Raw genomic sequence first — 12,422 nt, forward strand, 5'->3', positions numbered from 1 at the left:
TTTTTACGATTGTACTGATTACGACATGTGCAAACCGCCGTTAACCGACATATCAGCACCAGTAATATAACCTGACGCTTGCTCATCACATAGGAATGAACACATGCGACCGATCTCTTCAGGCGTACCAAAACGACCGACAGGGATACCTGCACAGATCTGATCCTGGATCTCCTGAGCGATCTTAGCCACCATCGCTGTTTTAATGTAGCCCGGAGACACAGTGTTAACCGTCACACCTTTACGCGCGACCTCTTGTGCCAGTGCTTTTGTAAAGCCGTGAATACCCGCTTTAGCTGCGGAGTAGTTACACTGACCAAACTGTCCTTTCTGTGCGTTCACAGAAGAGATATTGATGACACGGCCCCAGCCTTTATCAACCATACCGTTGATAACCAGGCGGGTCATATGGAACATAGAATCCAAGTTGGCTGTCAGCACCTCATCCCACTGCTCCCAACTCATCTTCTTAAACTGACCATCACGCGTGATACCTGCATTGTTAACCAGGATATCAACCGTTCCTCCAGTCAGCTCCTCTACTGTTGCAATACACTGCGCACAGGATTCTGCATTGGTCACATCACCATAGGCAACCTGAATGTCATAACCATCCTTCTTCTGCTCTTCCTGCCACGCTTTCGCTTTATCGTGATTACCACCGCTGTTATACCCTGCTACTACACGAAATCCTGCATCAGCGAGTTCACGACAGATTGAAGTACCCAAACCACCAGTACCACCAGTCACGAGTGCAATTTTCTGACTCATGCTCACATCCCCTTATTCATTCTATATTTGCTTGTGTGGGTGTTATCTTTCTTATTATCTTCTTGGTCAATTCCTTGGCCTTTCCTCGATCATAATCCCATACGATTCTGGATATTAATATGACTTTGGTTGAAGAGATAAAAGATTAGCGGAAGAGGATGAAAATATAATGACAGACATATGGGTGCCAGCAGCGCATGCGGCACCGCAACATTAGAGAGATTCCAGATAGCGTTTCATTGCTATCCAAGCAAGACAGGCAACACATAGATTTGCGATCACCAGCCCCACAAACATCCCTTCCAAACCAGCAAACTCAGAGCCTAACCAAGCAATTGGGAGGGAAAACATAAAGAGCCGCATAATGCTGATGCGCATCGCTCTCATCGGTTGGTGCAGCGCATTAAAACTAGACGCCGTGAGAAAGGTCACAGCCTGAAATGCGAAGCCTGCGGGCACAATAAAAATCCATAAAATAATTAGCGACTGAACGCCTTCCTTATCACTAAACAGCTGCGCAACCTGACTAGAGACCAATATAAGCACAAGAAAGACCAGCATCTGCCAGAAAATTGAGAACCTTGAGACCAGACGATAAGCCAAACGCACACGCTCTATTTTACCCGCACCAAAGTTTTGACTGATAAAAGGTGGCAATGTCATCGACAGCGCCAGACAGACCAGAAGTGAGAGTGATTCTATCCGGTTGCCAACACCAAAAGCCGCAACCGCTTCGGGACCATGCTTTGCAACAATAAAGGTCAGGACTCCTTGCGCAACAGGTGTCATCATATTTGAAAGGGCCGCAGGCAGGCCGATCTTCATAACGGCACGGAAATGATTTATCAATCGGTCAAGATGAAAAGGCTGAATCTGCAGCAAGCATTTCTTAAAAAGCAGAATATAGAGAGCGACGACGGTAGTCAGACTCCAGGCGATAACACTTGCAGTTGCAGCCCCTCTGATCCCCATTCCCTCAAATGATCCTGCGCCAAAAATAAGCAGTGGATCTAAGATAAAATTAAGCAAAGAGGAACCAGCCATCATCAGTGCAGGTGTTTTAGTGTCGCCAGTCGCTCGCATACAAGCGTTACAGACCATATTTACGACAAGAAACACAGAGCCAAATAACCAGATCTGCATATAACTTCGGATATAGGGCAACAAATTATCTCCTGCCCCCATCACCTTAAACACAGGCTCAATAAATTGCTGCATCAGTAATGAGATGAGCACAATCAAAAAGCCAATCGCCAGAAGGTTATCAGATGCCAGCGATGCTGCCGCATCTTTATTGCCACTGCCTAACAGCTTTGCCAGAGTAGCCGAGGTACCTATTCCTAACCCAATCGCCAGACTGATTACCGTAAAACAGACAGGAAAACTGAAACCCAGCGCCGCTAGGGCATCAGTGCCTAAACGACTAACAAAATAGAGATCGGCAAGATTGAATAGCATCAGACTGACTATCCCCATCATCATGGGAATCGTCATTCTAAGCAGCGTAGGTCGGATATCACCGTCTAACAGGTCTGGGCGGGCCATGATCTACCTGAATATCAGAAAAGGCGAACTATCCTACTTTATCGGTTGTGAGAAACAAGTCATTCAACTAGCAACGGACTGTTTCATTTATTAAGCATCGTTCAGAGATTAATTGCCTGGGCCTGAACTACTTCTGCTTCCTGAAGGTCACAGACACCTGTTTCAGGATCACAAATGGGCAACACCACCAGATGATCCAACTCAATGCTGATACCCAGATCCTCTCCTACATTATGGTCATGGTGACAGGCGGTAATACAGGGAAGAATCTCTCCATGTTCAAGCTGGACATGATATAGATAATGCGATCCGCGGAACCACTTGCTCACGATTTTCCCCGTCAGCGGGCTATTTTCTGCATGCTGGATATCATCCGGGCGAATCAGTAACTCAACCGGCGTTCCCGGCGCATATTTCAGGGGTTCGTCACCAATTAGACAACCCAGGGCCGAATCGACTGAGTATTCATCTTTGATGGTCGCCTGAAGAAACTCACCCAAACCAATAAAATCAGCGACAAAACGCGTCTTCGGTTCATGATAGATATTAAATGCAGTTCCCCACTGCTGGATAACCCCTTGCTGCATGACGGCAACTTTATCCGCCATGGCAAATGCTTCCATCTGATCATGCGTCACCAATATCGCACTCATCGATTCATGTTTAAGAATATCCCGGATCTCTGGCACCAATGTTTCACGCAGGTTAGCGTCCAGCCCGGAAAAAGGTTCATCCAGTAACAGCAGATCAGGTTTAGGCGCTATCGCTCTGGCAAGGGCAATACGCTGCTGCTGACCACCAGAAAGGGAGTGTGGATAACGTGCTTCAACACCGGGCAATCCGACCAGATCCAGCAACTCCGCCACCCTTTTCGATTGCTCTGACTTTACCCAATCCCTGATTCCGAAGGAGATATTATCTGCAATGCTAAGGTGCGGAAAGAGTGCTATATCCTGAAACACCATTCCGATATTACGCTTTTCTGTAGGGACGTTTTCAGCCTTCGAAGATAAACAGCGTCCCAGCATCTTAATCGTGCCTGATTTAACCGGTTCAAAACCCGCAATCGCCCTCAACAGGGTGGATTTACCACAGCCACTTGGGCCTAGCAGACAACCTATCTCCCCGTGCTGAAGCGTCAGGGATACATTGTGAACAATCTCCGTAGCCCCATAAGCTAAAGTTACATCGGTGAGATTAAGATGTTCTGTTGCAGTCATAATCAGCTTCCCGCACGCCCTTTAGAAATAGAGCGGCTCAATAAAATAACCGGTAACAACCCCACTACTACGATCAGTAACGAGGCAGGCGCTGCATCCACCAAGCGTTCATCAGATGCAAGCTCAAATGCACGAACGGCCAGCGTGTTGAAATTAAATGGTCTAAGGATAAGTGTAGCGGGTAGCTCTTTGAGCACATCCACAAAAACGATCAGCAATGCAGTCAGAACCGAACTCTTCATCAAAGGCACATGAACCTGCTTCAACACCTGCAGAGGAGTACGACCTAAAGTTCGGGCAGCCCCATCAAGGCTGGGCTTTATCTTACCTAATCCACTCTGAACGGCCCCCAGGGAAACCGCAAGAAATCTCACTGTATACGCAAACAACAGCGCAACTAAGGTTCCAGACAGAATCAACCCCAGATCCAAACCAAAAAGACTGCGCGCCGCTGCAATAATCTGGTGGTCCAGCCACGCGAACGGGATGATCACCCCCACCGCAACAATAGTACCGGGTAAGGCATATCCCATACCGGCTGTGCCGACCGCAGCGCGTACAACTTTACTTGGATTCAGGCGCCCGGCATAAGCAAGTATCAAAGCAAACCCGACTGCTATAAGCGCAGCCAGAGCGGCCAGATAAAAAGAGTTCCAGGCTAATTGAGCAAAAGCGCCATCTGAGAGGTTTGCTTTGGTTAAACTCCAATAACCCAGAACAGCGGCAGGAATCAGGAAGCCAAATAGAACAGGGCCCAAACAGATCAAAAATGCAATCAGAGCCTTAACACCCTTCAACTCAATCAGTTTTGCTTTCGCTTTATATTCTGCAGATGAGTGATAGCGGGCCTTTCGTCTGGAATACTTTTCCACCAAAACCAGTAACGCCACAAAGCCTAAGAGGAACGCAGCCAACTGAGCTGCTGCTGCAGAATCACCAAACCCATAGAAGGTTCTGAAAATTCCAGTAGTGAAGGTACTGACACCGAAGTACTGAACGGTGCCGTAATCTGCCAGAGTTTCCATCAAAGCAAGGGTTAACCCAGCAATAATTGCAGGCCGCGCAAGTGGTAATGCCAATCTAAATAATCCCTGCCATTGGTTATACCCCAAGGTCCTGCTGACCTCTAAGGTACTGGCTGATTGCTCAAGAAAGGCTGATCTGCTTAGAAGGTAGACATAGGGATACAACACAAGTGCCAGCATCAACATGGCTCCTGTCAGAGAACGTATCTCAAAAAACCAATACTCGCCATAACCTAACCCCGTAGCCTCACGGATAAAGGTTTGTACAGGCCCTGCAAAATCCAACAGCCCTGTATAGGTGTAAGCAATGATATAGGCCGGTACGGCAAGAGGCAGCAACAACGCCCAGGCAAAAACCTTTCGTCCAGGGAAATCACAAACACTGGTCAACCACGCTGTCGGAATCCCCATTACCAGCACACCAATACCTACTCCGAGCATCAGCAGCAGCGAGTTACCGACATAGTCCGCAAGCACAGTTTCAAAGAGGTGCTTAAACACGTCAGCTGACCCACTAAACACAAAACCAACGATCACAAGAATCGGCAGCATCAACAAGAACGCTACCATCACCGAACTAACCGACAGCCAGCTCAGTTTCTGTTTAGTTTTAGTCAGTGCAGCTACAGACATTAATTAAGACTCAAAGATACGCAAAACGCTTGTGACTCTGATAAGGCACAAGCGTTAGTGAGGAGCGAAATTTTATCATCGATTATGCAATAACGTTATCAATAACAGGGTTACTTCCAACCAGCACGATCCATTAATTGAACCGCCGCACGATTATTCTCACCCAGTTTACTCAGGACGATATCATCAGCGCTGAATTCACCCATACTCGCCAGATTCGCAGGGATCTTAACCCCCTCCACGACTGGGTATTCATTATTAATTTCAGCATACCAGGTCTGAGATTCAGCCGAGGTCATAAACTCCATCAGCTTAACCGCGTTATCAATATTGCGAGCGTGCTTAGTGACACCCACTCCACTTACATTCATATGAACACCGCGGTCATTTTGATTAGGCCAGAATGCAACCAGTTTAGACGCCAGTGCCTGCTTGGATTCATCATCGCTGTTAAGTAAGCGGCCAAAATAATAGGTATTCGCAATTGCCAGATCACACACACCTGCGGCTGCAGCCTTTAACTGATCCGTATCACCACCCGAAGGTGGCTTGGCAAAGTTTTTCACTAAACCTTTAGCCCATGCTTCTGTTTTTGATTCTCCAATTGCATCAACCATCGACGCGACAAGAGACTGGTTATAGATGTTGTTCGATGATCTGACACAGATGCGACCTTTCCACTTAGGATCAGCAAGATCTTCATAGGTACTCAATTCATCTGGATTAACCTTACCTTTAACATAAAAGATCGTGCGCGCCCGCTGCGTCATACCATACCAATACCCCTCAGCATCACGCAGGCTCGCAGGGATCGCCTGGTTTAATTGATCGCTACCGGAAACCTGTAGCACTCCAGCTTCCTTCGCTCGATGCAAGCGCCCAGCATCAACGGTCACAAACAGATCTGCTGGACTCGCACTCCCTTCAACCTCGAGCCTTTTTAACAAGGCATCGGCCTTACCCGTTACTAAATTAACGGTGATACCCGTCTGCTCAGTAAAGCGCTCCAGCATCGGTTTTATCAGCGCCTCTTTTCGCGCCGAGTAGACGTTAACCAAGCCGGACTCATCGGCAAATACAGATGTGGGTAACAAGCTCGCCACAGAAACCAATGCAGCAGAACCTAGAGTGATAAACAATTTGCTAAGGGCTTTCTTATCCATGGACTCTTCCAACATGAAGGAACACAAGCTTTTTAGTAAGAATAGAATCATAAACGATAACCGTTATCATTGGTATCTAACTATTCAATTTTTGGCTATGGATTTTTCCCTTTTCCTGACCTTACTCAAAAAAATGTTAAATGATTCAATAAAGGGCTGCATATAGATATAGAGGAGATTCTGTTCTCGATACGTAACTTCTCTACGCAGGCCGAATTCAATATCCTGACCTGGCTGAGAGATAACAAGCGATCCAAATAACCTATCCCACAAAGCCAGTACTACTCCGTAATTTTTATCGAAATGAATTGGGTTTGTGGAATGATGGATCTGATGTTGGGCTGGTGAGATCAGCCACTTTTCCAAGGCTTTCCCATACCTCAGTGCAATGTGGGAATGACGTAAATTTGATCCGGTTACATTAAACATAAATGCAAAGATGCTCGCCCCCAGAACAGTCACAAGATCAACTCTTCCACCAAAGAAAAACACAAACACCCCCATCGCAATCCCTTGCACCAAAGCGGTTCGCAAACTGAATAAAACACCCTCAACAGGGTGCGCCCTAAAAACAGTGATAGGTGTCAGAGTCCGCGCTGAGTGATGCACTTTGTGAAAGGCCCAAAGCCAGGGTACTTCGTGAAGAAGCTTATGCAGATAGAAACGGAAAAAATCATCCAACAGAAAATAGAACAGAGTAAAACAGATCATGACCTGCATATCAGACCACGATTCACCGAGAATCGGCCTATGCCCGATCCATTGATAGAGGGATTCAAATAACCACTGCGCTACTACCAATTGAGTCAGCAAAACCGGTGCGATAAAGAGAAAAGCCAGTCGATTCAGCAAAAAAATTGCGTAATCTGCCCGGGCAGAAGCGGACCACCAAACTTTTCGATTAAAGAGGTGCGTCTTAACCCTCACCCCTCTGTCAGGTGAAACCCATTTAATCCAGCAGATGGCAATCAACAGAGAGATCAGCAGGTATCCCCAGAATACACGTTTCCTGGGATCCGTAAGGGCGATCCAAAGATCCTGAACATAGGAAATAACTAAACTCTCGAACACATGAGCCTCTTACAAAAAAGCCAGCCAAGTAAACCGAGGCTGGCTATAGAACTGAAAAGTCAGTATGTACTTACTTTCAGCATGAATATTACTAATATCAGTCGTTCTCTACGCTAGCGCCAGAACCCAGTTTTTCAGCCAGACCACCCAGATCGGCCATCACATCATTGCTTCGAGCTTCCACACCAAATTCATCCACCATCAGTTTCTGAACGTTAAGCATATGAAGCATGTACTCTTTCATCGAGATTGAAGAAGACTGCACGTAGTTCCCTTCAGCATCAATTCCTAGCACTTGGGTATTCCCCAGCAATACTGGGCTGAAGCCGATAAGACGATTCAGTTTTACCGCGGTTTCGCCCAGATTATCTTTACCCGTCTGTAGTGCCAGTGCAAAGCCTTTCAGCTCACTCCAGTGTTTCGCATATTGACGAAACGCCTTGTTGACATCACCATTAGACTGAATCAGCTTATCCAGTTTTTGCAGATCCTTATAGGTCGATCCCGCATACTTAAACACCGCTTCAGCAATAACTTTCTCCCAGTTATCTGCTATCGTTTCCGCGTATGCCTTAAGTTCTGTTCGCTGCTTATCGGTTAGAGCCTCTCCATTTGCATCTGAGATCAGCTGACGACCATCGACAAAAGCTTGCATAATGGTATGCAGGTAGTTTGTTTTACCGCCTTTATCTGTCGCTGCTGCATAGTATGCATGTGCATAGGCCATCTCATTATAAAGAGATACCTCTCCATCGTTATTCAGATCAGCAAGCGTGAAAGCACTCTCTTTCTGCTTCGCAATGTTATACACCTGCTCTGCGGTCAGGTTGAGCGTATTCGCAGGAGCCCCAAAGTAACCAAATGCCTCATCCCAGACATGCTCTTTACCTGTGTAAGGCTGACCCTCTTTGTATGGCTTATTGTTCGGTTTGTTGTCCGCATCCAGTTTTTCATCAAGATAGTTGTCCACAACCTGATTATAGAAAACCGCACCCATGGCAAACTTATGAATCAGTTGCGCGTAGTCGTAGCCGGTCAGTGGATCAAACCCCTTATCAGCCGATGCGGCCTTAACAACCATGAAGTTCAGCACTTCCGCACCGGTCATACTTCCAGGCCACCCCGCAACCGCACCTTTATAAGTTTTTCCAGCCAGGTTTTTCTTCGTGGAGATCTCATCAACCTGAGATTGAGCAACAACAAAACCTCCCTTAGAAACCGGGGAGATCACCTCACGGCCAGCATCCTTACCTGCATAGTAAGCAAGCAGTTTAGCTTGAAGCGCCTGATCATCCTTCCCTTCACCTTTGCCTGCCAGTTTTTTCAGGCTCGTGAGCAAAACATGGCGCGCGGACTGGCCTGTATAAGAGACAGAATGATCAGCATCACCTTTATAATCTTTAACAGTCACTGGGAAATCTGCATAGTTCTGAGCAGCATTGACGTTCAAAGCAGTCGCGACCGCCACACAAGAAACCAGAATTTTAAGCTTCACAACAAACCTCTTCTCTAATGTTCTTTCTCGTACATCTTGAAAATATTTGTATAAAATTATCATAACTTAAAAGCGAATACTACCGATAAACATTCTCATTTAGATAAGCAAGCACATTTATTGATCTAGATTAATGTTTCGCAAATAGGTATCAGGCGATAGAATCCACCCTAACAACCTAAACAACGCAACCACAATGAACCTCATCCTCCTGCACGATTCCGATTTCATATCAAGTTCCACCGCTGTCCTAAAAGATCGTCGTTTTCACCACATCCGTACAGTTCAACAACCCGTAGCGGGGGATCAGCTTAAGGTCGGCAGGATAAATGGTAAGTTGGGCACAGGGTTAGTACTGGAGATCACCGATAATCAGATTCGATTAGAGGTCAGATGCAACACGACTCCACCGCCACCACTTCCGCTGACCCTGATTCTCGCACTCCCCAGACCAAAGATGCTGAAACGAATACTCCAAACATGCGCAACGATGGGTGTAAAACAGCTCTATCTGATCAACTCCTATCGGGTAGATAAAAGCTATTGGAGCAGCCCTGTTCTGACGAGGCAGATTGAAGAGCACCTCATGCTAGGATTAGAGCAAGCAGGGGACACCCTCATGCCGGAAGTCCATCTGCGAAAACGTTTCAAACCATTTGTTGAGGACGAACTACCCGGCCTTGCAGACGGAAGCAGTGCGCTACTAGCACATCCCTATGAGGCATCTCCCTGCCCCGCTCCTCAAATGAGACCAACAACGCTGGTCGTGGGTCCCGAAGGCGGTTTTATCCCTTATGAAGTCGATAAGCTCAACATGTGTGGATTCACAACCATACACATCGGTGAACGTATATTACGGGTAGAAACTGCGATACCGGCCCTGCTCTCCCGCTTATTCCCGCTTTGAATTATTTAAGAGCGCAGCGATAACGCGCCCAGTCAAACGCGGGGCCAGGATCGGTTTTGCGTCCAGGCGCGATATCTGAGTGACCCACAATCCGATCCTTTGTAATCTCTGGATAGAGCGCCTGAATCCGCTTCGTGAAAGCAATCAGAGAATCATATTGAGCATCTGTATAGGGATCGTGATCACTCCCCTCCATCTCTATGCCGATTGAGAAGTCATTACAAGCCTCCCTACCCTTAAAGCAGGACACACCTGCATGCCAGGCTCTTTCAGTGAGTGGAACAAACTGCACCACATGCCCACTTCGTTCGATAAGAAGGTGTGCAGAGACCTTCATCTCAGCGACCTCACAAAAGAAAGGGTGATCCTCAACGGGTAGCTCATTCTGAAAAAAACGGGCTATATACCCACCCCCATAACACCCTGGCGGTAGACTGATATTGTGTATCACGAGTAGCGATATATCACAGCAAACTGGCCGGGAATTAAAATTTGGAGAGGGCACCACAGCAACCCCCTCAAGCCAGTCGCAATTATTAATCTTCATCTATCCCCTACCCGCAAACTATCAATTTCGCTAGAATTGCCCCCTATATTAACAGAGGTAACCGTGCTGCAAAGCACAGCCATTGAAACTCATATCAGGACAAACTATGTTGACCCGCAAAGAGATACAGCACCTTATCCCCAATGCCGTTCAATACGCTTTGCAGGAAGACATTGGTAGCGGTGACATTACCGCCCAGCTGATTCCAGCCGAACAGATGGCCACTGCACGCATTATCAGCCGCCAGAATGCGGTTATCTGTGGTGTAGATTGGGTGAATGAAGTGTTTCGACAGGTTGACCCTGAACTAACGCTGGAGTGGCAGGTGGATGATGGTGACTCAGTCACGCGTGATCAGGTACTTTTCTGGGCTAAAGGCTCAGCGCGCAACCTCCTGACTGCCGAACGCGCAGCGCTCAACTTTCTTCAAACCCTTTCGGGCACCGCAACCATCAGTCAATATTATGCCGATAAAGTTGCTGGCACCTCAGTTAAACTGCTGGATACACGCAAAACACTCCCGGGCTTGAGATTTGCACAAAAGTACGCGGTTACGTGTGGGGGCTGTTACAACCATCGCATTGGCCTGTTTGATGCATTTCTGATCAAAGAAAATCACATCATGGCATGCGGCGGCATCCACGCTGCCATAGCAACGGCCAAAAAAAATGAGCCGGGCAAACCGGTTGAAGTCGAAGTTGAATCGATGGGTGAGCTGGAACAAGCACTGAAAGCCGGTGCTGATATCATTATGCTGGATAACTTCTCACTGGACGCGATGCGCGAATCAGTGACCTTGACGGATGGTAAAGCAAAACTGGAAGCCTCTGGCGGTATTACAGATGAGACATTGCGCTCAATTGCTGAGACCGGCGTGGACTTTATCTCGATTGGCGCTCTAACCAAACACTGTCAGGCGGTCGATCTATCGATGAGACTGATTGAAGAGCATTAAGTTTCAGAAAAGATTTTATGGCTGTGAGTGCCTGTACACTTACAGCCCATAACTCGAGTATATATCAGTAACAGGGCAGCGAAGCCAGCTTCTCCCAGTCATCCTCTTTCTGTATCTTTAGAACATCATAGATTTCAATCGTGACCGTTCTGACCCCTTTCGATTTCAATACCTGACACGCTTTATCCGCCGCGTGATTAGGGTTGACCTGTCCTTTGAGCACACCGATCGCCATCACAGAATCATCATGCCACCACACCGGGCGAGCTGGAAATTCCGAGCGTTCCAACAGAGTGTTTTCGACTGCACTTTTTGTTTGAGGGGAGAGACGCTCTGCTGTGTTAGCGATATACCAGGTTACGCCCACACAGGCAGCTATAAGAAGAATTATTATGGTTCGTTTCATGTTTTTCTTATCAGAAAATAAAAAACCCCTAGCTGTGAACTAGGGGCTCTAAAATCATTTTAAATATTAACGAGATGGACAACGCGCATCAGCAACATTAGTACAATCAATTGCCCAAGTTATATTACCAGATGCATTTGAAGTCGCCCAAAGGTTGATGACATCATTAGCACCATCACCATCAAGATCCTGTGCCAGCGTATTTATAATACCTGTACTAGCAACATTCCAAGTAACCGCGACAGCCCCTACATGAGAACCATTTATCGTAGCTTTCCACCCAGTAACATCACCAGCAGCGATATTAGCTGCTGTAGGGAATCCACCTTCAACTTGATAGAACTCTTCCAACGCAAGCTTATTGCCTGCAGCAATATTTGGAACTTCAGAAAGTTTTGAGCGTATTGTATAGTCCTGATACGCTGGCAGCGCAATTGCTGCCAAAATACCGATAATCGCTACTACGATCATCAATTCAATCAGTGTAAAACCTTGTTGTTTTTTCATATTTATCTCCAGCGAATTTATCCTTGAATAGATCCAAGTCTTTTGATTGTAGCGTATTTTTTATGACACGCCAGTGACTATTGTCAGATTTATAACAAGAATCCGTATAATGCGCATTTTCAAATCACCATGCAAATGCTATTTTTAGGCATAGAGCATTCCGATTGCATCATGGAT

12 protein-coding genes are annotated in these 12,422 nt (G+C 46.7%); 2 read left to right on the forward strand and 10 right to left on the reverse strand.

Going from position 1 to position 12,422, the window contains the following annotated elements:
- Positions 1-18: 18 nt before the first annotated feature.
- The 7 genes from phbB to Q0882_RS03290 all read right to left on the reverse strand — a co-directional run bounded on the left by phbB (position 19) and on the right by Q0882_RS03290 (position 8,923).
- A complete protein-coding gene (gene phbB, locus Q0882_RS03260) occupies positions 19-771 on the reverse strand; it encodes an acetoacetyl-CoA reductase (RefSeq protein WP_299177975.1) in 753 nt (250 codons plus the stop codon).
- A 213-nt stretch (positions 772-984) separates the two neighbouring features.
- Positions 985-2,316 (reverse strand): MATE family efflux transporter, encoded by a 1,332-nt coding sequence (locus tag Q0882_RS03265; RefSeq protein ID WP_299177978.1) that lies wholly within the window; start codon positions 2,314-2,316, stop codon positions 985-987.
- Positions 2,317-2,417: 101 nt separating this feature from the next.
- Complete coding sequence (locus Q0882_RS03270) at positions 2,418-3,536, reverse strand: ABC transporter ATP-binding protein (protein WP_299177981.1); 1,119 nt, start codon at positions 3,534-3,536, stop codon at positions 2,418-2,420.
- 2 nt (positions 3,537-3,538) lie between these two features.
- A complete protein-coding gene (locus tag Q0882_RS03275; RefSeq protein WP_299177983.1) occupies positions 3,539-5,194 on the reverse strand; it encodes an iron ABC transporter permease in 1,656 nt (551 codons plus the stop codon).
- Between the two features lie 110 nt (positions 5,195-5,304).
- On the reverse strand, positions 5,305-6,357 hold the full coding sequence (locus Q0882_RS03280) for a Fe(3+) ABC transporter substrate-binding protein (protein ID WP_299177985.1): 1,053 nt from the start codon (positions 6,355-6,357) through the stop codon (positions 5,305-5,307).
- A gap of 84 nt (positions 6,358-6,441) precedes the next feature.
- On the reverse strand, positions 6,442-7,428 hold the full coding sequence (locus tag Q0882_RS03285) for a sterol desaturase family protein (protein WP_299177987.1): 987 nt from the start codon (positions 7,426-7,428) through the stop codon (positions 6,442-6,444).
- Between the two features lie 97 nt (positions 7,429-7,525).
- Positions 7,526-8,923, reverse strand: coding sequence for a DUF4856 domain-containing protein (locus tag Q0882_RS03290; RefSeq protein WP_299177990.1), 1,398 nt, complete (start codon positions 8,921-8,923; stop codon positions 7,526-7,528).
- Between the two features lie 196 nt (positions 8,924-9,119).
- On the opposite strand from Q0882_RS03290, the gene Q0882_RS03295 reads away from it, so the two are divergent.
- Positions 9,120-9,830 carry a 16S rRNA (uracil(1498)-N(3))-methyltransferase gene (locus Q0882_RS03295; RefSeq protein ID WP_299177993.1) on the forward strand — a complete coding sequence of 237 codons (711 nt, stop codon included), beginning with the start codon at positions 9,120-9,122 and terminating at the stop codon, positions 9,828-9,830.
- Between the two features lies 1 nt (position 9,831).
- On the opposite strand, the gene ampD is transcribed toward Q0882_RS03295, so the two are convergent.
- The gene (ampD, locus tag Q0882_RS03300; protein WP_299177996.1) at positions 9,832-10,377 is read right to left on the reverse strand and encodes a 1,6-anhydro-N-acetylmuramyl-L-alanine amidase AmpD; all 546 of its coding nucleotides are present in this window, start codon (positions 10,375-10,377) and stop codon (positions 9,832-9,834) included.
- Between the two features lie 106 nt (positions 10,378-10,483).
- Between ampD and nadC the strand changes: the two genes are divergently transcribed.
- Positions 10,484-11,332, forward strand: a complete 849-nt coding sequence (gene nadC, locus Q0882_RS03305; RefSeq protein ID WP_299177999.1) for a carboxylating nicotinate-nucleotide diphosphorylase — start codon at positions 10,484-10,486, stop codon at positions 11,330-11,332.
- A gap of 64 nt (positions 11,333-11,396) precedes the next feature.
- Here the strand turns inward: nadC and Q0882_RS03310 are convergent, their stop codons facing one another.
- The gene (locus Q0882_RS03310; RefSeq protein WP_299178002.1) at positions 11,397-11,738 is read right to left on the reverse strand and encodes a hypothetical protein; all 342 of its coding nucleotides are present in this window, start codon (positions 11,736-11,738) and stop codon (positions 11,397-11,399) included.
- 66 nt (positions 11,739-11,804) lie between these two features.
- The gene (locus Q0882_RS03315; protein ID WP_299178004.1) at positions 11,805-12,245 is read right to left on the reverse strand and encodes a prepilin-type N-terminal cleavage/methylation domain-containing protein; all 441 of its coding nucleotides are present in this window, start codon (positions 12,243-12,245) and stop codon (positions 11,805-11,807) included.
- Between the last annotated feature and the right edge of the window lie 177 nt (positions 12,246-12,422).

The sequence above is a fragment of the uncultured Neptuniibacter sp. genome (assembly GCF_947498015.1).
Taxonomy (GTDB): domain Bacteria; phylum Pseudomonadota; class Gammaproteobacteria; order Pseudomonadales; family Balneatricaceae; genus Neptuniibacter.

Bases quoted from the DNA above. Each gene is read 5' to 3' on its own strand.
- Q0882_RS03270 (WP_299177981.1), bottom strand. From the start codon at position 3,536: ATGACTGCAACAGAACATCTTAATCTCACCGATGTAACTTTAGCTTAT.
- phbB (WP_299177975.1), bottom strand. From the start codon at position 771: ATGAGTCAGAAAATTGCACTCGTGACTGGTGGTACTGGTGGTTTGGGT.
- Q0882_RS03295 (WP_299177993.1), top strand. From the start codon at position 9,120: ATGAACCTCATCCTCCTGCACGATTCCGATTTCATATCAAGTTCCACC.
- nadC (WP_299177999.1), top strand. From the start codon at position 10,484: ATGTTGACCCGCAAAGAGATACAGCACCTTATCCCCAATGCCGTTCAA.
- ampD (WP_299177996.1), bottom strand. From the start codon at position 10,377: ATGAAGATTAATAATTGCGACTGGCTTGAGGGGGTTGCTGTGGTGCCC.
- Q0882_RS03280 (WP_299177985.1), bottom strand. From the start codon at position 6,357: ATGGATAAGAAAGCCCTTAGCAAATTGTTTATCACTCTAGGTTCTGCT.
- Q0882_RS03315 (WP_299178004.1), bottom strand. From the start codon at position 12,245: ATGAAAAAACAACAAGGTTTTACACTGATTGAATTGATGATCGTAGTA.
- Q0882_RS03265 (WP_299177978.1), bottom strand. From the start codon at position 2,316: ATGGCCCGCCCAGACCTGTTAGACGGTGATATCCGACCTACGCTGCTT.
- Q0882_RS03275 (WP_299177983.1), bottom strand. From the start codon at position 5,194: ATGTCTGTAGCTGCACTGACTAAAACTAAACAGAAACTGAGCTGGCTG.
- Q0882_RS03310 (WP_299178002.1), bottom strand. From the start codon at position 11,738: ATGAAACGAACCATAATAATTCTTCTTATAGCTGCCTGTGTGGGCGTA.